General features: G+C 72.6%; 15 protein-coding genes. 3 read left to right on the forward strand and 12 right to left on the reverse strand.

Annotated features, from left to right (window positions below):
* The 3 genes from QRN23_RS11980 to QRN23_RS11990 form a co-directional block, all read right to left on the reverse strand.
* On the reverse strand, positions 1–1,130 hold a 1,130-nt coding region (locus QRN23_RS11980; RefSeq protein ID WP_285063646.1), incomplete at its 3' end, for a chaplin family protein.
* A gap of 99 nt (positions 1,131–1,229) precedes the next feature.
* Positions 1,230–2,282 carry a hypothetical protein gene (locus tag QRN23_RS11985; RefSeq protein WP_192124242.1) on the reverse strand — a complete coding sequence of 351 codons (1,053 nt, stop codon included), beginning with the start codon at positions 2,280–2,282 and terminating at the stop codon, positions 1,230–1,232.
* Positions 2,283–2,461: 179 nt separating this feature from the next.
* Positions 2,462–3,148, reverse strand: a complete 687-nt coding sequence (locus QRN23_RS11990) for a TetR/AcrR family transcriptional regulator (RefSeq protein WP_192124240.1) — start codon at positions 3,146–3,148, stop codon at positions 2,462–2,464.
* A gap of 202 nt (positions 3,149–3,350) precedes the next feature.
* On the opposite strand from QRN23_RS11990, the gene QRN23_RS11995 reads away from it, so the two are divergent.
* Positions 3,351–4,643, forward strand: a complete 1,293-nt coding sequence (locus QRN23_RS11995; RefSeq protein WP_285063647.1) for an ice-binding family protein — start codon at positions 3,351–3,353, stop codon at positions 4,641–4,643.
* A gap of 103 nt (positions 4,644–4,746) precedes the next feature.
* On the opposite strand, the gene QRN23_RS12000 is transcribed toward QRN23_RS11995, so the two are convergent.
* The 4 genes from QRN23_RS12000 to QRN23_RS12015 all read right to left on the reverse strand — a co-directional run bounded on the left by QRN23_RS12000 (position 4,747) and on the right by QRN23_RS12015 (position 9,247).
* Positions 4,747–6,162 carry a LamG-like jellyroll fold domain-containing protein gene (locus QRN23_RS12000; protein ID WP_285063648.1) on the reverse strand — a complete coding sequence of 472 codons (1,416 nt, stop codon included), beginning with the start codon at positions 6,160–6,162 and terminating at the stop codon, positions 4,747–4,749.
* A gap of 35 nt (positions 6,163–6,197) precedes the next feature.
* Positions 6,198–6,803, reverse strand: coding sequence for a hypothetical protein (locus tag QRN23_RS12005; protein WP_200412458.1), 606 nt, complete (start codon positions 6,801–6,803; stop codon positions 6,198–6,200).
* 183 nt (positions 6,804–6,986) lie between these two features.
* Positions 6,987–8,663 (reverse strand): ABC1 kinase family protein, encoded by a 1,677-nt coding sequence (locus tag QRN23_RS12010; protein ID WP_233568534.1) that lies wholly within the window; start codon positions 8,661–8,663, stop codon positions 6,987–6,989.
* 41 nt (positions 8,664–8,704) lie between these two features.
* Positions 8,705–9,247 (reverse strand): PadR family transcriptional regulator, encoded by a 543-nt coding sequence (locus QRN23_RS12015; RefSeq protein WP_056047119.1) that lies wholly within the window; start codon positions 9,245–9,247, stop codon positions 8,705–8,707.
* A gap of 386 nt (positions 9,248–9,633) precedes the next feature.
* On the opposite strand from QRN23_RS12015, the gene QRN23_RS12020 reads away from it, so the two are divergent.
* On the forward strand, positions 9,634–11,655 hold the full coding sequence (locus QRN23_RS12020; protein ID WP_285063649.1) for an Ig-like domain repeat protein: 2,022 nt from the start codon (positions 9,634–9,636) through the stop codon (positions 11,653–11,655).
* A 215-nt stretch (positions 11,656–11,870) separates the two neighbouring features.
* Here QRN23_RS12020 and QRN23_RS12025 read toward each other — a convergent pair whose 3' ends face one another.
* Genes QRN23_RS12025 through QRN23_RS12040 form a run of 4 tightly spaced genes read right to left on the reverse strand, consistent with a single transcriptional unit; the run spans position 11,871 to position 17,009 of the window.
* The gene (locus QRN23_RS12025; protein WP_502874816.1) at positions 11,871–13,823 is read right to left on the reverse strand and encodes a glycoside hydrolase family 127 protein; all 1,953 of its coding nucleotides are present in this window, start codon (positions 13,821–13,823) and stop codon (positions 11,871–11,873) included.
* A 48-nt stretch (positions 13,824–13,871) separates the two neighbouring features.
* A complete protein-coding gene (locus QRN23_RS12030) occupies positions 13,872–14,750 on the reverse strand; it encodes a carbohydrate ABC transporter permease (protein WP_082452497.1) in 879 nt (292 codons plus the stop codon).
* The gene (locus tag QRN23_RS12035) at positions 14,747–15,733 is read right to left on the reverse strand and encodes a carbohydrate ABC transporter permease (RefSeq protein WP_277959849.1); all 987 of its coding nucleotides are present in this window, start codon (positions 15,731–15,733) and stop codon (positions 14,747–14,749) included. Before QRN23_RS12035 ends, QRN23_RS12030 begins: the two co-directional genes overlap by 4 nt.
* 19 nt (positions 15,734–15,752) lie before the next feature.
* The gene (locus tag QRN23_RS12040) at positions 15,753–17,009 is read right to left on the reverse strand and encodes a sugar ABC transporter substrate-binding protein (RefSeq protein ID WP_235452694.1); all 1,257 of its coding nucleotides are present in this window, start codon (positions 17,007–17,009) and stop codon (positions 15,753–15,755) included.
* A 175-nt stretch (positions 17,010–17,184) separates the two neighbouring features.
* Between QRN23_RS12040 and QRN23_RS12045 the strand changes: the two genes are divergently transcribed.
* A complete protein-coding gene (locus QRN23_RS12045; RefSeq protein ID WP_285063651.1) occupies positions 17,185–18,210 on the forward strand; it encodes a LacI family DNA-binding transcriptional regulator in 1,026 nt (341 codons plus the stop codon).
* A gap of 222 nt (positions 18,211–18,432) precedes the next feature.
* Here the strand turns inward: QRN23_RS12045 and QRN23_RS12050 are convergent, their stop codons facing one another.
* Entirely contained in the window at positions 18,433–19,218 is a 786-nt protein-coding gene (locus QRN23_RS12050) for an SDR family oxidoreductase (protein ID WP_285063652.1), read from the reverse strand.
* Between the last annotated feature and the right edge of the window lie 154 nt (positions 19,219–19,372).

The raw sequence follows: 19,372 nt of genomic DNA on the forward strand, positions 1-19,372 counted from the left end.
GTGCTGCTGCTGTCGCCGACCACCGAGACGGCGTTGCCGCCCACGGTCACGGGCAGCCCCACGGACGGCACGACCTGCGTGCCCCCGAGGATTCCGTCGTCGCCGCTTGTGGTGCCACCGGTGGTGCCCGTACCGGTGCCGGTGGTGCCGGTGCCCGTCGTGGTGCCGGTGCCGGTGCTGCTGCTGTCGCCGATCACCGAGATCGCGTTGCCACCGACCGTGACCGGGGTGGTCACCGTCGGGATCACCTGCGTGCCCCCGGCGACGGAGTCGTCACCGCTGGTGGCGGCGCCACCCGTGGCCGGACTCGTGCCGGTGGTGCCGGTGCCGGAACTCGCGGCCGGAGCCGTGGTCGAGCCGGTGCTGCTGCTGTCGCCGACCACCGAGACGGCGTTGCCGCCCACGGTCACGGGCAACCCCACCGACGGCACGACCTGCGTGCCCCCGAGGATGCCGTCGTCACCACTGGTGCTGCCGGTGGCCGAGCCGGTGGGGCCGGCGCCGGTCGCGCCTCCTGCGGGGGTGCCGGTCGTGGTGCCGGTGCTCGACGAGTCGCCCAGCACCGAGATCGCGTTGCCACCGACCGTGACCGGCAGGGTCACGTCGACGAGGGCCTGGGTGCCCGAGCCGATCGCGTCGTCGCCCGACGTGGCGGCAGGTGCTGCCGGTGCCGGTGCCGCGGGGGCCGCGGCCTGGGCGGGAGCGGCCGTGCCGGCCGAGTCGCCCAGCACCGAGACCGCGTTGCCACCGACGCTGACCGGCACGTCGATCGAGACGATGCCCTGGCTGCCCGAGAGCACGCCCGAGTCGCCGCTCGTCGTCGTGACGGGCGCGGCGGGCGCGGCGGGTGCGGCGGCCGGAGCGGCGGGGGCGGCGGCCGGAGCGGCGGGTGCCGCAGCCGGGGCGGCAGGCGCCGCAGGGGCCGGCGCGGTGCTGCTCGAGTCGCCGAGGACGCTGACCGCGTTGCCGAGGGCCGAGACCGGAGCCTCGACGACGGCGCCGACCTGGGTGCCCGAGAGCAGCCCGTCGTCACCGGTGGTGGTCGCCGCGTTCGCGGCGGTGGTTCCGAGGGCCCAGATGCCCCCGATGAAGAGCGCTCCCATGAGCCCTCTCGAGACGTACGTGTTCATGGTCTTCTCCAAGAGATGAGGTGTGTGGTGCCGCGGGGTCGCGGCGGGGTCGCTGATGTCGCCGGCAGCCGGGAGGCTGCAGGGGCGACGCGACCGGCCTCAGTCGGGGGAAGAGTCGGTGTCGTACGCAGGCGTCGACGGGAGGTCGTCGTCGCCGTCCGCGGACCCCGCCGAGACGGCGAGTCCGGGAAGCAGGGAGGCGCGGGTCGCGTCGAGCGCGACGGCACCGCCGGCCGCTCCGCCGCCCGAGGCCTGACCGTTCGCGCTTCCGCCGGTGCCCGAGGGCAGGGCGGGCGTGCCGTGGTCGTCCCCGGCAGGAAGCGGTGCGGGGCCGGGGGTGGGCGCCAGGGGTGCGCTGGTCGTGTCGGCGGACGAGGACGGACCCGAGGCGATCTGCGCCCGCAGGATGCCGACCGCGTCGATCGATGCGGTCGTGCCGGACACGTCGGACGCGTCGGCCACCACGGCGACGGCGAGCTCGTCGGCGGCGACGACTCCGAGGCCGTCGGCTCCGTCGACGTCCGCGTCCGCCCCGGCGGGCACGTCGCCCGCGGGGACCGTGACGCCCGGTCGGGGCGTGACGCCCCCGGGCACGACCGGCGGGAGCACGGGGGCGGCGGGGGCCGCAGCCGAGTCGCCGACGGCGGTCAGACCCTCGTCGACGACGCCGGTCAGCGGATCGGTCACGGTCGAGACGGGCGCCGGGCCGGTGACGGCAGGCACCACGGGGACGGACGCGACGACCTGGTCCACGGTCTGCGCGACGGGCGCGACGACCGACGAGACCGGTGCGGCGGCTGCGACCTGCTGCACGACCTGGGGCACCACGGGGGCGGCGGCCTGCACGACCTGCTGCACCGGGGGTGCGACGGCCGTGGCCTGGACGGCGACGCCCGTGACCTGTGACACCGCGCCTCCTGCGGTCTGACCGACGGCGGCCACGGGGGCGTCGAGCGATCCGGCGACCTGGCCGACGGCCGAGGTGACGCCGCCGAGGAGGGACGACGGGGCCTCGTCGGCCGAGGCCGACGGGGACGAGAAGGCGAGTCCGAGACCGACCATGCCGATCGCGGCGAGACCCGAGAAGCCGAGGAGGCGCACGAGACGGAGCGGGGCGGGTCGCCTCGTCGTCGTCTCGGCCGTCTGATCCACGGCGTACCTTCTTCGGTCGCATCTCACCGGGGTGGTGGGTCCCGGCGTCGGGGTCGTGCCCCTCATCACGCTGGTGAGACGCGATGTGCCGTCTTTTCTACGCCGACGACGCCGGATTGTCCATGAGCCTGTCTCAGATGTACCCCGATCGCCTCGACGACCCGTCGGCGAGGGACGGCTCAGACCAGCTCGAGGTCCCAGGAGGGCGGCACGTAGACGGAGCCCCACCCGGCGCGCAGGCGCGTGATCGCCCGGTCGAACGACTCCACGACGTCCATGTCACGTCGGACCATGGACTGCAGCTGCAGTCCCTCGTACAGGGCGATCAACTGCTCGGCACCCCTGGCCGGCTGCATCGTGTCGGGTTCGCGCCCGAGCTCGACGTCCTGCGCGAGCGAGCTGTGGATCAACCGGTAGAACTGCTGCCACTGGTCGTGCAACAGCGGCGCCAGCGCGTGGCCGGGGGTCGCCGCGACGTTGACGGTGGCACTCAGCAGGCGCATCAACGCGGGTTCGGCGGCGTTCGCGGCGACGATCGCGCGCAGCAGGGCGATCGTGCCGTGCGTCCGGGCGAGGGGGAGCAGCGGCCGGGTGCGGCGGCCGACCCAGAGGTCGACGGTCGCCAGGACCAGGCCGTTCCAGTGGGTGAACTCGTCGCTCACGGTCTTGACGGGCAGATCGGCGGCTCGGGCGACCAACTCGAACGACGCCTCGTGGAAGGCGTGCTCGGTGAAGACGCGCATGGCCGCCTCGACGATGGCGATGCGTCGCTCGACGGCGGCGGACGGGGCTCCGAACGGGGTGGCGGGGGTGGTCGTCGTGGCCGTCGGGGCGTCCGACGACTCGGGGTGGGTCTCGTGGATCACGCATCGACGTTACGGACCGCACGGCGCACGAGTCGACGCCCAGTCCGGGGTACACGGGTGCCGCTGCGTCGGTCGCGTCGCCGGATGACGCGTCAAGGATTGAGTTCTCAGGGAGACCCGCGTATACCTCAGGTAACGGGGAACGCCCGCACGAACCGATCACGTGTGTCCAGGTGCCTCCTCTTCCCAGTCAGGTGGCGCCATGCCCCGTTCGACGTCCCCTTCCCTCCTCGCCCGCTCGGGGCTCGTCCTCGGCGTCGCCGCCGCCCTCACGATGGCCTCGGCCCTCCCCGCGAGCGCCGCGAGCGTCATCGACGGCCCCGTCGACCTCGGGTCGGCCCGCAGCTACGCCGTGCTCGCCGCCTCGACGGTCACCAACACCGGCCTCAGCGTGGTGAACGGCGACGTCGGCCTCAGCCCCGGTTCCTCGGTCACCGGGTTCGACGCCGGTGGCCCCGGCGTGATCGTCGGGGGCGTGCAGCACGTGGCCGACGAACCCGCGCGGCTCGCGCAGCAGGACCTCACCTCGGCCTACGACGTGGCCGCGGCCCTCACCCCGCAGGAGAGCAACGTCGTCGACCTGGCCGGTCGGTCGCTGTCGCCCGGCGTCTACTCGGGGGACGCGGTGCAGCTCACCGAGAACGGCAGCCTCGCGTTCGCCGGCTCCGATCGGTCGGTCTGGGTCATCCAGGCCGCCAGCACCCTGACCATCGGCGCGAACACGACCATGACCTTCTCCCAGGGCGCCAGCGCGTGCAACGTCTTCTGGCAGGTCGGCAGCTCGGCCACCCTCCTCGCCGACGCGGACTTCCGCGGGACCATCCTCGCGCAGGAGTCCATCACCGCGACCACGGGTGCGACCGTCGTCGGACGGCTCCTCGCCCGCACCGGCGCCGTGACGCTCGACACCAACACCCTCACCGTGCCCGCGGCCTGCCCCACGGTCGGCACGCCGTCCGAGACCGTCGCACCGACCATCACGTCGGGCAGTCCGACGGCCGCGACCGAGGGCACCCCGTACTCGTTCACCGTCACGGCGACCGGTGCCCCGGCCCCGACCTTCACCGTCACCACCGGCACCCTGCCGGCCGGCCTCACGCTGAACGGCACCACCGGCGAGATCTCGGGCACCCCGACCACCCCCGGCGACACCACCGTCACCATCACGGCCGACAACGGCACGACGCCGCCCGACACCGCGGACTACACGGTCACGGTCACCCCGGCCGACGTCGTCACGCCGCCCCCGGGCGACGGCGGCACCCCTCCCGGCACCGTGACTCCCCCCGGCGCGACCACGCCTCCCGGGACGACCACGCCGTCGACCCCGGCCGTCCCCGTCTCCGACCGGAACGGCACCGGCCCCCGCGGCGACCTCGCCTACACGGGTGCGGACACCACGCTGCCGGTGATCGGCGCCGGCCTGGTCCTGCTCCTCGGTGCCGCCCTCGTCACCGTCACCGCCATCCGACGCCGCCGCCTCGCCCGCTCCTGACCGACGGGTCCAATGGCGGCACCTCGCTCGACCGACGCGCGCCTCCTGACCGAGGCCCTGGGCCCGGGTCACGGGACGCCGGTCGACGGTCACCGGGCGCGGCTCACCGGCCGGCCGCGTACCTCGCGCTCACCTCGGCCGCCGTCGAGGCGACGTCGAGGACCGTCGTGTCGTCGAGGTCGCCCCGGAAGTGCTTGCTGGTCGGCGGTGAGGGCCAGGGCGCGTTCACCGCGTCGTAGCCGATGCGCCAGTAGCCTCGGGCGTTCTCGGCCGCCGCCTGGGACGACGACCCGACCGGCGCGCCGTCCACGTAGAGCGTCATGCCCGAGGAGTCCAGGGTCGCCGTCGCGAGGTGCCACGCACCGTCGGTGTACGTCGACGGGCTCTGCAGGGTGAAGTACCCGCCGCTGTAGACGCCGAAGATCAGCGTGCCCCGGTCGGTCAGGTAGAGGTGACGGTCGTACTGTCCCGACGCGCCCGCCTGGCTGTTCCCGAAGCCGATCAGCTTGCCGCCCGTCGTCGTGGTCGTGCGGAACCAGGTCTCGACGGTGAAGACCTGGGGGCCGTCGATGTTCAGCCCCGTCGTGACCTGACCGTCCACGCCGTCGAGCCTCAGGAACGGGCCGTCACCGGGGGCGCACGTGCCGCCCGTGATCGTGGCCCCGGGGGTGAGGGTGCCCGGTCGTCCGTTGCCGCTGCTGTCGCGCGCGGTCGTGCCGACCCCGTCGTTGAACTGGTAGGCGAATCGCGCCTGCGCCGCGACCGGGCGGTCGAGGCAGGCGAACCGCGAGGTGGCGAGCACGCTCGAGGTCGAGGTCGTGGCCGAGAACGCCGCGTGGCTCGAGCCGACGACGAGGAACAGCACGGCCACCCCGGCCACCACGGTGAGGGCGACGCCCGAGACCCGGGCCGCGCGCGACCGCCCCGACGGCTGCGTGGGCGCACGGTGACGGGACGGGGCGAGGGGGTCGACGACGTCCTCGCTGGTCGGCTCGAGCCGCATCGCCGCGAGCAGGAGCAGCACGACGAGGGACACGACGAGCACGCCCACGACGCGGTCGCCGCCGTGCCAGAGCATCGGCGACCCGATGGACGGCACGAGCAGGACCCCGACGCCGTGCACGGCCTCGGCGGCGACGGGGCTCGAGTCGACCTCGGCGTTCGCGTCGCCCTTGAGTCGCAACGACCCGTCGTCGGTCGTGTCGACCAGACGGTGCAGCCGCAGCTCTCCGGCCCGGTCCGGATCGTCGACGAGCAGCACCTGCCCCGCGTCGAGGTCGGCGGTGTCGACGGGCATCGCCACGACCACGTCCCCGGCGGCGATCGCGGGCGACATCGACCCCGTGACCACGGTCGTGGGCGTCCAGCCCCAGAGGGCCGGGACGGCCGCCCAGAGCAGGAGGCACACGGCCGTCGTCAGGACGACCCGCGCGATCGTCGCCAGGCACAGCGCACCCCAGAACGACAGGTCGGAGCGGACCTGCGAGGTGGTGGCGGCGGGGGCCGCGAGGGTCGTCATGTCGGCGTGTTCCGGCTCGGGCGTCGTCTCCCGCGTCAGCGGGTCTGGGCCTCCCAGGTGAAGGCGATCGCCGCGCGCGAGTCCTGACCGGTGTTCGGCGTCGACTGGCTGAGCGCGTACGTGAACTTGAACGAGTGCGACTCGGCGGCCGTCCCGTCCGGTGACCAGGTCGGGGCGCCGGTCGCGTAGCCGGTCCGCTGGCTCGCGAAGTCGGCGAGGGTGCCCGAGAAGACCTGCGCACCCTGGCTCGCCGGGGTGAAGCCGTCACACGAGGCGCTGGACGCGCCCGACCCCTGTTGGATCGTCAGGTCGAGGAAGGACGAGAGCGAGTTGGTCGTGGTCGCCGCGGTGCCGTAGAGCCGGACCGACGAGGGCAGGCTGCCCGTCGAGGTGACCGTGATGCACCTCGTGCCGGTGTCACCGGGCATCAGGCCCGAGGCCGAGAACAGGGCGACGTCGGAATCGTCGTCCGTGAGCTGCACGGTGCCGGTCGACCAGTTGCTCGTCGGGTTCGAGGTGGTGGCCGAGAAGGCCGAGTACGACGCCGTCGAGATGATGGCGCCGGAGGCGATGACGGCGACGGGCACGGCGGCCCAGCGGGCACGGCGGGTCCAGCGGGCGCGGCGGAGCGATCGGGACATGTCGGGGAGTCCTTCGGGTGGGGGGCGCCGAGGCCCCCGTGGTGCCTGTCGGGAGGGGGCTGTGACGTCTCGGCACGGTGCCGATGGGGCGACGGTACCGAGGGATCGTCGACTCGGTAAGGGGCGTCGTGTCCCCAGTCAGGGGGAACCCCCTGTACCCCGCCGGGGCGCACCGGCCGGAGGTCAGCGTCCGCGGCCGGCCAGCAGCGCGTGCAGCAGGGGCACCGCCGAGGTGGCCATGAGCACCGTGCCGACCACGTCGTCCCCGCTTCGCAGGACGGCCCCCGCGATCAGCAGGGCGGCGAAGAGCACGGCCGAGACCACCCGCCGGGCGGTCCGCTCGATGCGGGTCAATTGGCGCTCGATCCGCGGGCTGCCCACCTCGAGCGTGCCGTCCTCGAGGCGCGTGACGAGGTGGTCGAGTCGGCCGGGCAGACGCACGGCCACCGTGGCGGCGTCGAGGGTGCGGCGCGTGACGTCCTGCACCGCGTTGCCGCGTTCGTCGCGGATCAGCTGGGCCGCGTAGGGCTCGACCGAGTCCCACAGGTTGAACGCCGGGTCGAGCGCGCTGGCGACCCCCGAGGTCAGCGTCATCGCCCGCAGCACGAGCAGGAAGTCCTCGGGCAGCTGGAACGGCAGCGACCGGATGAGGTCGCCGAACTGCCCGGCGAACTCGCGGTACTCCCGCGGGTCGACCTGCCGGAGTTCGGCGAACCCCATGCCGCCGAACCGGGCGAAGGTGGCGGTCACGGCCCGCTCGAGCCCGAGCGTGTCGGCGCTCGGCAACAGGACGCCGAGGTCGCGCATGGCGTTCACCATGCCCGAACCGTCACGCGAGGCCGCCGCGATCAGCAGCTTGCGCAAGCCCGTCCGGGTGCCCGTCGGCACCTCGCCCATCATGCCGAAGTCGATAAAGGTGAGCTTCCACGGTCGCTGCCCGTCGACCGCGTCGGGCACGGGCGTGACGAAGATGTTGCCGGGATGCGGGTCGGCGTGGAAGAACCCGTGGGTGAAGAGCTGGTCGAACATCACCGCGGCGAAGACGGGGGCGACCTCGGCGGGGTCGATGCCGGCGGCGGCCAGCGCGTCGACGTCGGTGATCTTGATGGCCGAGACGTCGTCCAGCACGAGGACGCGACGCGTGGTGCGCTCCCACACGACGTCGGGCACGCTCACCCGCTCGTCGTCGGCGAAGTCGGCGGCGAAGCGGGCCGAGTTGGCGGCCTCGTTGAGGTAGTCGATCTCTTCGAGGCTGGTGCGCGCGAACTCCTCGACGAGGGCGGGGGCGTCGACCCGGTCCGACACCAGCCGGACGTGGCTGAGCCAGCCGCCGACGCGGCGGAGTGCGGCGAGGTCGACGTCGACCACGGCGTCGATGCCGGGCCGCTGCACCTTGAGCACGACGTCCGTGAGGCCCGTGTCGGCCGCGTCGACGGGCCCGAGCGTCGCCCGGTGCGCCTGGCCGAGCGAGGCGGCGGCGATGGGCGACTCGGCGACGGTGGCGAAGACCTGCCCGAGGGGTCGGCCCAGCTCGGCCTCGGCCAGGGCGCGGATGCCCGAGAAGGGCACGGGCGTGACCTCGTCCTGCAGCCCCTCGAGCTCTTTGGTGATCTCGGGCGGCAGCACGTCGAGGCGGGACGACAGGTACTGGCCGACCTTGATCATCAGGCCGCCGAGGTCGAGGGCCAGAGCGTGGAAGCCCCGGGCGAAGCGCCGCATGCGCCGGGCACGCGTGCGCTCCGCGAGCCGCCGTAGGCCGAAGCGGGGCAGGACGAGTTCGAACCACCAGGTGACGGCGAGGTGCCGCGACGCGAACCGCAGGATGCGACGGTAGCGCGCGCGACCGGCTCGGTCACGCACCGGAGGACTGGACGCGGAGGGGTCGGTCGACGCCACCCTCGTCAGTCTCGGGCGAGGATCGAGTAGATGCGACGACGGGCCTCGTCGAGCACCGCCACCGCCTCGTCGACCTGCTCGGGCGAGCCCGTCCGGCCGACCTGCGCCGTGGCGCGGGCCAGCTCGACGCCGGCCTTGGGCAGGGCGCGGAACCGGTCGCCGGTGGCGGAGCGCTCGGGCTCCCACGGAGCCGACGGGTCGACCCCGGCGGCGGCGCGACCGGCCTCGGTGAGCGAGTAGACCTTGCGGCCGTCGGTCTCCTCCGCGGCGACGAGCCCCTCGTCGGAGAGCAACTGCAGGGTCGGGTACACGGACCCGGCGCTGGGCTTCCAGTCGCCGCCGCTGCGCTCGTCGATCTCGCGGATGATCTGGTAGCCGTGCATGGGGCGTTCGGCCAGCAGCGCGAGGATCGCGGCCCGCACCTCGCCCCGCGGGGCACGGGTGCCCTCGCGGCGGTCGAAGGTCGAGCGGAGCTGCTCCATGGCCTGCCACATGCCGTCGAGGCCGGTGCCGAAGCCGAAGGTGCCGGGTGCTGACGTGCTGCTCATGGTGTTCTCCTTCTCGAGGGTGGAACGGGGTCGAACGATACCCGGACGATATACCCCCACCGGCGGCCCGTCAGGGCTGACGTCCAGGCAGGAGGCGCGGCCGCCGAGATCCCGAACGGTCCTGTTCTGGGGGTCCCCGCGCACTCGTTCGGGGGGTTCGGGCGACCGGGCGAGGGTGGTTGAGTTCCATTCGTGGGTATGAACCCCCACCGACGGCGCGTTGCCGTCACCTCTCCGGCGTTCCCCGACGTCCGCCGGCGAGCCCTGCTGCCTCGGCGTTCCCCGACGTCCGCCGAGGCGGCAGGACCTCCGTCGTTCCCCGACGTCCGACGGAGCCGTACGTCCCTCGGTGACGGTCCGCGCCTCCGAGATCCCTGGAGTCCGCGATGCCCTCGTTCCCGACCCGCCGCCTCGCGGCGACCGCCGCCGCCGCGGCCCTGGTGTTCACCGTCCTGGTGACCGCCCCCGCCCAGGCCGCGACCCCGTCGCCCGCCCCGGTCGCCACCGCCCCCACCACGACGGCCGCCGCCTCGACGGCCACGTCGGGCGTCTCGGCCGACCTGTCCGGCGACATGATGACGGTGCCCGCGGCGCCCCTGCTGAGGGCCCAGACCGACGACGACGTGTCGCCGACGACCGGGGTGACGGACCACCCGGTGTACGTCAGCGTCGCGGCGGCGACGGCCGCGACCTCGGACGACTCCCCCACGCCTCCCGACGACGCCTCGATCCGCGCCGCCGTGACGCAGCTGCACGACTACTGGTGGGCGGAGTCGGGCCACACCGTGAACGTGACGCTCGCCGGCATCGAGACCCGGTCGCTCGACCAGGCGTCGTGCGTCCCGGCCACGGTGCTCAACACGGTCCACACCTCGGCCTTCGGCGGACGGTTCGCCCGGTACGCGTGGGCCGGCACGAACGAGCACCTGATCGTCCTGAGCCGCGAGACCTGCGGGACGACGGCGACCGCGTTCGGTACGGTCGGCGGCGACGGCGGCGAGGTCTTCAGCTCGTACGGAGCGGGCAGCACGCTGGGCGTCCCCGTGCTGCTGCACGAGTTCGGCCACAACCTCGGCTTCGGCCACGCCGGTGCCGGCATGTGCCGCAGCACGACGTCGTTCGACGGGGCCGCGAGCGACTACCGGTACGCCACGTCGTCCGACTCCCCCGCCACCTGCCCCGTGCTGGAGTACGGGGACTTCCTCGACATCATGGGCTACTCGGTCTCGTCGTCCCGCCCCCACCTGTCGTCCGTCCAGCGGGTCCGTGCCGGTTACCTGACCGACGTCACCACGCTCAGCGGGGCGGGCACGACCCGCCAGGTCATCGTCGCCTCGCTCGACGGTGCCGCGAAGGGTCGCGCCCTCAAGGTGGTCGACCCGGTCAGCGGTCAGGACTACTACGTCGAGTACCGCACCGCGACCGGGACGGACGCCACCAGCCCGGAGTTCGGCGGACGTTCTCCGTCCTGCGCCCTCATCGGATCGGGTTTCACGCGCTGCGCGCTCACCAGCGACAAGACGACCGGCAGCGTCCGGGTGCTCCGACCCCTCACCCTCGCGGGCAGCACGGTGTCGACCGTCGCCCTCGCGGTCGGCCTCGACGCCGGGCGCGACCCCAGCCGTCGCGACACGCACCTCGACGCGGGCGAGTCGTTCACCAGCGCGAACGGCGGGTTCACGGTGTCGGTCCGCTCCATGACCCCGTCGGGCGGAGCGGTCCTGGACGTGAGCCTCGCCGGGGGGTCCGCCAAGGTGCCCGCCTCCGCTCCGGCCCCGACCCTGTCGGCCCCGGCGCCCGCGACCGCACCCGCGACGACGACCAGTCGCCTGAGCGTCGACCGCACTCGCCAGACCCACGGCTCGAGCACCCCGATCACGACGACCACCCAGGTCGTCGCGTCGGACGGCTCGGCCCCGAGCGGGACGGTGACGCTCCGGGACGGCACGGCCGTCGTCGGCAGCACGAAGGTCGGGTCCGACGGGCGCGCCACGGTGACCCTGCCGGGGACGACCGCGGCGGGCACCCACCAGCTGCGCGCCTCCTTCGTCCCTGCCACGACGACGCAGTCCGGCTCGGACTCGGCGGTCGTCGGCGTGACCGTCGACAAGGCCTCCTCGTCCAGCGCGTTGACCCGCGGGACGACGGGGATCACCAAGAACAAGGCGGCGACGGTCACGGTCACGGTGTCGGCCCCCGGCGTCCCCCGCCCCACCGGCACCGTGACCGTGACCTCGGGCGGCAGGACCGTCGGCACCGCCACCGTCTCGGCCGACGGAGCAGGACGCGTCACCGTGCCGGTCGGGACCTTCACCCGCGGGGGCACGTACGTCCTGTCCGCGTCGTACGCCGGGTCGGGCAACGTGTCCGCCAGCGTCTCGAAGCGGATGATCGTCGTCCTGCGCTGACGAGCGCGGCGCCGAGTCCGCGGCCCCGGGGGCCGGAACGGCAGGAGGCGCGGGTCGCGACCACAGAGGGGCGGTGCGTCACGGCACGGGACCGTGACGCACCGCCCGGCCCGACAGGAAGAGCTGTCGGGCGGCCGGGCCTTCTCAGGAGCCCGGCGGCCTACCGGCGGCTACCGCGGAGTCACCGTGATCGAGTCGAGCTCGACGGAACCGGATCAGCCCTCGACCCGGGCGACGGGCAGCCAGACCCTCATGGTCGACGGCCCGCGGTTCGCCCAGGTGGCGTAGGGCACGAGGGCGACCGCGCCGAGCGGGCCGATCGCGTCGCCGGGCTCGCCGTACGGCCAGTCGGCGGTGGCCGCGGCCAGACGTGACACCTCGACCGTGGCACCCCGCTCGGTGGTCACCGGTTCGACCGAGGTGTCCACGACCACGTCGTTGACGTCGCCGTCGGGCAGGTCGGTCGACTCGAGCGCCAGCACGAGCGGGCCGCGCTGAACGGCGACCTGGCCGCGCACCGCGTCGATCCGGGGGTCGGGCAGGCTCCACCGGGCCTGCATCGGCAGGTCGACCGTGACGACGTCGCCCGCCGCGAACCGGCCCCGGACGGTCGTCGAGCGTCCGTCCCGCACGGACGGTGCCTGGCCGGGCGCCTCGATGCGTGCCGAGCCCGCCCACGAGGGAATGCGCAGGTCGAGGTCGACCTCGCGTCGCGTGTCGTCGCGCCAGGTGATGCGGACCGCGCCGTCGTAGGGGTAGCCGCTGCGCACCGACAGGGCGATCGGCGTGCCGTCGGAAAGGGTGGTGTCGACGTCGAACTCGCCGTACTGGTGCACCTGCAGCCCGGCCGGCGTCTTGGTCGCGAAGGTCGACTCGACGCTCGCGAGCGTGCGGGCGACGTTCGTCGGGCAGCACGAGACCTCGAACCAGGGCGCCCGGAGGCTCGACAGGGCGCGGGCGTTCAGCTCGTCCTCGTCGGGGGCGACGCCGTCGGTGCGCTGGTGCAACGTGTTCGTGTAGAAGAAGGCACGCCCGTCCTCGCGGGGCGAGGCCATCACGTTGTTGAACAGCGTGCGTTCGATCAGGTCCGCGTAGCGCGGGTCGCCGTCCTGCAGCAGCAGGCGCCACGACAGCATGTTCGAGGCGATGCCGGCGCAGGTCTCCGAGTAGGCGCGATCCGGCGGAAGCTCGAAGTCGGCACCGTACGCCTCGTCCTGGTGGTGCGAGCCCATCCCGCCGGTGACGTACGTGCGGCGCGCGACGGTCGCCTCCCACTGCCGCCGGACGGCGTCGGCGAGTTCGTCGTCGCCGGTCTCGACGGCCACGTCGAGGGCCCCGGCCGCCAGGTACAACGCCCGCACCGCGTGCCCGCGCAGCACCTCGGCCTCCCGCACCGGCACGTCGTCCTGGAAGTACTCCTGGCCGTACTCGATCGGCGCCAGCAGGCCGTGGCCGCGGCGCTCGACGAAGAGGCGCGCGAGCTCGACGTAGCGGGGCTCGTCGAGGGCGCGGCCGAACTCGACGAGCGCGACCTCGATCTCGGGGTGCCCGCAGACCGCCACCCGCCCGTCGGGCCCGAACTCGACCCAGAGGTGGTCGGCCAGGCGGCGGGCGACGTCGACCAGGGCGCTCTCGATGCCGGTCCTCTCGGCCGCGACGGCCGCCTGGACGAGGTGGCCGAAGCTGTAGAGCTCATGGCCCCATTCGAGGTTCGAGTAGCGGGCGGGCTGCCAGGGACGACCGAAGCTGGTGTGCAGGTAGCCGTCGTCGTCCTGCGCCGAGGCGACCCGGTACACCAGCTGGTCGTAGCGCGACGAGAGGTCGGCGTCGTGCGATCGGCCGAGCTCCCACGCCATGCCCTCGAGCAGCTTGTAGACCTCGCTGTCGACGAACTCGATGCCGGCGTGCACCCAGCCGACCTGATGGGACGCGGCCCGGTCGAAGTTGCCCGTCCAGCCGATGCGCTCCATCCAGTCCTCGCAGTGGCGCAGCACGACGTCGGCGTTCAGGCGTTGCTTCTCGGCCCAGTACCCGCCGGTCAGGCGGATCTCGGACGAGTCGAGCGGGGTCAGGGTCGACCGGCCGGGCCGGACCGGGCCCGAGAACGGTGCGGTCGAGGTGTGGATGGTGGTCACGGGCGTGCTCCTCGCGGGATGTGTGGTGGTCATGTCGGTTCGGTCCTGTCGGCCAGGCGCTGTCGGCACGGGGAGGCCGACTCAGTCCTTGACGGCACCGGCGGTGACGCCGGCGGCGACGTACCGCTGCGCGACGACGAGCAGGACGGTGGCGGGGATCGACGCGACCACGGCGGTCGCCATGATCGAGTTCCACTCCTGGTTGTTGTTGCCGATGTAGCGGTAGATGCCGAGGGTGATGGTCTGGGCCGAGCCGCCGCTGTTGAGCGTCGACGAGAAGACGAAGTCCGACCAGGCCCACAAGAACGCGAACAGCCCGACGGTGACGGCCGAGTTGCGGCTGACCGGAAGCACCACCGAGACGAAGGTCCGCCACGAGCCGGCCCCGTCGAGCTTCGCGGCGCTCAGCAACTCGTCGGGGATGCCGCTCATGAACGCGGTGAAGATCAGCACGCCGAACGGCACCGCGAGCGTCGAGTCGGCGATCACGAGACCCCACCACTCGTTGAGGATGCCGAGGTTGAGGTAGATCGCGTAGAAGCCCATCGCCATGATGACCTGGGGGATCATCTGCGCGACCAGCAGGACGAAGCTGAGCGCGCCTCCCCCCTTGGGCCGCAGCTTGGCGAGCGAGTACGCGGCCGGTGCCGACAGGGCGACCGTCACGACGACGGTGCCGAGCCCGACCAGCAGGCTCGTGCCGAGGTAGGGCAGTTGCTCCGACACGACGGCCGCGTAGCCGTCGAGCGTCGGATTCGTCGGGAACCACGACGGCGGGCTCTGCCGCATCTGCGCCGTCGGCGTCAGCGAGACGTTGATCATCCAGTAGATGGGGAACAACATGATCGCCGTGAAGACGACGCCGAGGACGGTCGTGGCCAGGCTGCGCCGGCCGGCCCGCCGCGAGGAGGCGCGGCGCACGTCCGATCGCGGGGCGGGGGTCCGGGTGATGACGCTCATGACCGACTCTGCTTCCTCTGCACGCGCAGGTAGACGAATCCGCAGATCAGGGCCATCACGATCAGCAGGTTGCCGACGGCGGCCGCGGGGCCGAAGGTCGGGAGGGTCGAGCCGAAGCCCAACTGGTACGACCAGATGGCGAAGGTGGTCGAGGCGTCGCCCGGGCCGCCCCGGGTCATGATCCAGATGATGTCGAAGACCTTCAGCGTGTAGACGAGGCCGAGCAGGATGGTGATGGCCGACACCGGGCGCAGCAGCGGGAACGTGATGCGCCAGAACTTCTGCCAGGCGTTCGCGCCGTCGAGCGCCGCCGCTTCGTAGAGGTCACCCGAGATGTTCTGCAGGCCGCTGTAGAGGATGACCAGGTTGAACGGGATGCCGATCCAGATGTTGGCGACGATCACGCTCGTCAACGCCCACTGCGGAGAGGTGAGCCAGTTGACCTGGCTGCCGCCGAAGGTCTCGATGACCGAGTTGACGACGCCGCTCTCGCTGTTGAGCATCCAGGACCAGGTCGACGCGCTGACGATCAGCGGCAGCAGCCACGGCACGAGGAACAACGCGCGCAACGTCGACGACAGCGGGAACTTCTGGAAGAAGAAGACCGCGAGTGCCATGCCGATCGAGAACTGGAACGCGATCGAGACGCCCGTGAACAGCAGCGTGTTGACGAGGGCCGGGCCGAACGTCGGGCTGGCGAAGACGTCGGTGAAGTTCTCGAACCCGATGAACGGTGCCGTGCCGTCGATGAACGACCGCACGGTGTAGTCGCGGACCGACAGGTCGACGTTGCGGATCAACGGGTAGGCGTAGAAGACCGCGAGGTAGAGGACGACCGGGGCGATGAAGGCCCAGGCGGTCAGCTGGCCCGCGTCGGGGCGACGGCGACGCCTCGGGCGGCCGGGGCCGGCGGGCGGGACGTGCGTCCCGCCCGACCGTCCGTCGGGCACGGCCTCACGACGTTCGAGGATGTCGGTGCTCATGGTCGCTCGTCCCGGGCGGTCACTTCGTGGCCGACTCGGCGGCCTGCTGGGCCTCGTCGAGGGCGTCCTGGGCCGACGACGACCCGCTGAGGCTGTTCTGGACGGCCTTCCAGAGCTGCTCCGAGATCTTCGGGTACTCGGTGCCGAGGTCGTCGCTCGTGCGCCCCTTGGCATCGCCGACGGCGGTGACCCACGGTTCGAGGTCGGGGTCGGCCTGCACCTGCTGCTCCTGCGCGTCCTTCGTCGGCGCGACGTACGACAGGGTCGTGTCGGTGGCCACGAGGTTGTCGGTGCTCGTCAGGCACGCCCGGATCTTCTCGCTGACGTCGTACCGGGCGTCGTCGCTCTGGACGGGGACCGTCAGGAACTCACCGCCCGTGGGGGCCGGTGCCGCGCCTCCGTCCTTCGCGGGGATCGAGATGATGCCGTAGTCGATGCCCGAGTCCTTGACGCCGGCCAGTTGCCAGGTGCCGTTCTCGCCGAAGGCGTACTCCCCCGTGAGGAACTCCTGCCAGCTCGTGGTCTGCGTGTTGCCGATGACCGAGTTCGGGGCGTAGCCGTCCTCGACCCACCCGGTCCAGAGGTCGAGCGCCGACACGGCGTCGTCGGACGAGAGGTCGGTCAGCTCGGCACCGGACCCCCAGTACCAGGGCAAGAACTGGAAGCTTCCTTCTTCGGTGCCGATGGCCGAGAAGGTGATGCCCTTCCCGCCGGAGGCCGAGACCTTCTCGAGGGCCGAGGTCAGGGTGTCCCAGTCGGTGATCGACGCGGGGTCGACGCCCGCCGCGTCCAGGACGGTCTTGTTGTAGTACAGCGCCAGGGTGTTGGCGCCGATGGGCACCCCGTACGTCGCACCGTCGATCTGTCCGGCCGCGAGGATGTTCTGCTCGATGTCCGAGGTGTCGGCACCGGTCTCGTCGGTGTCGGTCAGCAGGCCCGCCTCGGCCAGCGTCGAGACGACGGGGTTGTCGACGAGCAGCAGGTCGGGCGAGTTGCCCTGCTGGCCGGCGAGGAGGGCCTTGCTCGTCAGGTCGGAGGTGTCGTAGCCGGTGCGTTCGACGGTGACGCCGGCCTCGGTGCCACAGGCCTGCACCAGCTTCGCCCAGTCGGACGAGTCGTCGAACTGCGGGTACGGGTCCCAGAAGGTGTACGTCCCCGACGCGGCCGAGCTGCTGCCGCCCGACGAGCCACCGGCACACCCGGTCAGGGCGAGCGACACGGCGGCCAGACCCACGACGGCGACGGCCGTCTTCTTGCTGCGGATGAACGAGATCACAGGAATTCCTCTCTGAATGCTGCGGGTTCCTCGTTCGGAGAGCGCCGCGCGGTGCAGGGGGATGCCGGTGCGCGACCGTCTCGTCGTCGAGAAGTTGTAACCGAAACCGGTTTCGGGTTGAAAGCTACATTTGGCACAGTTGCTTGTCAACACGTTCGTGAACTATTTTCGCTACATGGGTACGAGCAGCGGTGGTCGAGGGACGGGGGCGCCCGTCACGCTCGCGGATGTGGCCCGGGCCGCCGGCGTCTCGGTGGCGACCGCGTCGAAGGCCCTCAACGGGCGGGCCCAGGTGCGCGAGAGCACGCGCGTCAAGGTGCGAGAGGCCGCCGCCGCCCTGTCGTTCACCCCGAACTTCTTCGCCCAGGCCCTCAACTCCCAGCGCACCGGCACGATCGGCATGGTCACGAGCGACCTCGACAACCGTTTCGTCCTGCCCGTGCTGCTCGGCGCCGAGGACGCCTTCGGCTCGGGGTCGCTCTCGGTGCTGCTGGCCGACGCCCGCGACGACGCCCTGCGCGAGCAGTTGCACCTGCAGAACCTGCTCACCCGACGCGTCGACGGGCTCCTGATCGTGGGCCGCACCACCAACCCCCGCCCCCCGGCTCCCGTCCTCGCCGACGTGCCGGTGGTCTACGTCTACGCGCCGTCGACCGACCCGACCGACGCGTCCTTCACCCCCGACAACGTGCAGGCCGGCCGTCTCGCCGCCGAGCACCTCATCGCCAAGGGTCGGCGGCGCATCGCGCTCGTGAACGGCGAGTCGTCGTACGCCGCCTCACGCGACCGGGCGGCGGGGGTGCTGGCCGCCACGCAGGCCGCCGGGCTCGAGCTCGTCGGCGGTGCCTCGTTGTACGGGCAGTGGGGCGAGGCCTGGGGGCGGGACTGCGCGCGCCTCCTCGTCCGGGGCGACGAGACCGTCGACGCGATCGTCGCGGGCAGCGACCACATCGCCCGCGGCGTGCTCGACGCGCTGCGCGACGAGGGCCGGTCGGTGCCGGACGACGTCGCCGTCATCGGCTTCGACAACTGGGACGTCCTCGTCCGCGAGTCACGCCCGACGCTGACCAGCGTGGACATGAACCTCGAACAGCTCGGCCGGGCGGCCGCCCAACACCTGGTCGACGCGATCGGGGGCTCGACCTCGGCGGGCGTGACCTACGGAGCCGTGCGCGTGCACGAACGCGAGTCGACCGGCTGACGCGCGGCGCGCCTCCTGCTCTGGCCCTCCGCGCCGGCCCTGTGGCCTCCCTGCCAGCCTGGTGCCGCCCCGGCCTGCAGCGCGACGAAGAACCCGGTTCCGAACGATGCACCCAGAAGCAACGGGGGGCATGGTTCGGAACCGGGTGCGAGGCGGCAGGAGGCGCGGGTCGGCGACCGGCGGAGGTGCGGGCCGGCGACTCACGACGCCCCCGCGCGTGCCTCAGTACTTCGCGGACTGCCCGCCGTCGATGGGCACGACGGCCGCGTTGACGTAGGTGGCGTCGTCCGACAGCAGGAAGGCGACGACCGAGGCGATCTCGTCGGCCTTGCCGTAGCGCTTGGTCGGGTTGATCTGGATGAACTGCTCGGCGGCCTTCTCGGGGTTCTCGGCGTCGATCTGACGCATCGAGGCCTCGACCATGGGCGTCCAGATGGCGCCGGGGGCGATCGCGTTGACGCGGATGCCGAACTCGCCGTACTCGACGGCCGAGTTGCGGGTCAGGCCGACGACGCCGTGCTTGGCCGCGGCATAGCCCGACTGGTTGCCGACGCCGCGGATGCCGCCGACGCTCGCGGTGTTGACCACGGCACCGCCGTCGCCCTGCGACCGCATGACGCCGAGCACCTTCTCGAGACCGAGGAACACCCCGCGCAGGTTGATCGAGACGACCTTGTCGAACTCGTCGGCGCCGAACCGCTCCGTGAGGTTCTGCTTGCCCTCGATGCCGGCGTTGTTGAAGAACGCGTCGATGCGCCCGAAGCGCTCGACCGTCGCCGACACGTAGCGCGCGACGTCGTCCTCGCTCGACACGTCGGCGACGACGGTCAGCACCTCGGCCGCGGGGACGGCCTCGAGCACGGCGGCCTGCGAGTCGGCGAGGCCCTTCTCCGAGACGTCGACGAGGGCGAGCTTCGCGCCCTCGCTCGCGACGCGGACGGCGGTGGCCCGGCCGAGGCCCGACCCTCCACCGGTGATGAGGACGACCTTGTCGGTGAAACGCTCCATGGGACGGGCTCCGGTTCTCTCGTTCGGTGAGGCCCGACACGGCGCCGGGCCAGTGGTCGCGCGACCGTGCGCGACTCGCCGTAAGGCTACACATGTCGCCTTACTGCGCCCTGACCGTGGTGGCCGCGCCGCGCCTCCTGCCGTCCCGCGCCGC

It is taken from the genome of Frigoribacterium sp. ME-P-080 (genome assembly GCF_030209595.1).
Lineage (GTDB): Bacteria > Actinomycetota > Actinomycetes > Actinomycetales > Microbacteriaceae > Frigoribacterium.

What these genes read in the sequence shown, in the direction of transcription:
- QRN23_RS12050 (WP_285063652.1), bottom strand. Translation starts at nt 19,218, where the DNA reads ATGGAGCGTTTCACCGACAAGGTCGTCCTCATCACCGGTGGAGGGTCG.
- QRN23_RS12045 (WP_285063651.1), top strand. Translation starts at nt 17,185, where the DNA reads ATGGGTACGAGCAGCGGTGGTCGAGGGACGGGGGCGCCCGTCACGCTC.
- QRN23_RS11995 (WP_285063647.1), top strand. Translation starts at nt 3,351, where the DNA reads ATGCCCCGTTCGACGTCCCCTTCCCTCCTCGCCCGCTCGGGGCTCGTC.
- QRN23_RS12005 (WP_200412458.1), bottom strand. Translation starts at nt 6,803, where the DNA reads ATGTCCCGATCGCTCCGCCGCGCCCGCTGGACCCGCCGTGCCCGCTGG.
- QRN23_RS12035 (WP_277959849.1), bottom strand. Translation starts at nt 15,733, where the DNA reads ATGAGCACCGACATCCTCGAACGTCGTGAGGCCGTGCCCGACGGACGG.
- QRN23_RS12030 (WP_082452497.1), bottom strand. Translation starts at nt 14,750, where the DNA reads ATGAGCGTCATCACCCGGACCCCCGCCCCGCGATCGGACGTGCGCCGC.
- QRN23_RS12015 (WP_056047119.1), bottom strand. Translation starts at nt 9,247, where the DNA reads ATGAGCAGCACGTCAGCACCCGGCACCTTCGGCTTCGGCACCGGCCTC.
- QRN23_RS12020 (WP_285063649.1), top strand. Translation starts at nt 9,634, where the DNA reads ATGCCCTCGTTCCCGACCCGCCGCCTCGCGGCGACCGCCGCCGCCGCG.
- QRN23_RS12000 (WP_285063648.1), bottom strand. Translation starts at nt 6,162, where the DNA reads ATGACGACCCTCGCGGCCCCCGCCGCCACCACCTCGCAGGTCCGCTCC.
- QRN23_RS12025 (WP_502874816.1), bottom strand. Translation starts at nt 13,823, where the DNA reads ATGACCACCACACATCCCGCGAGGAGCACGCCCGTGACCACCATCCAC.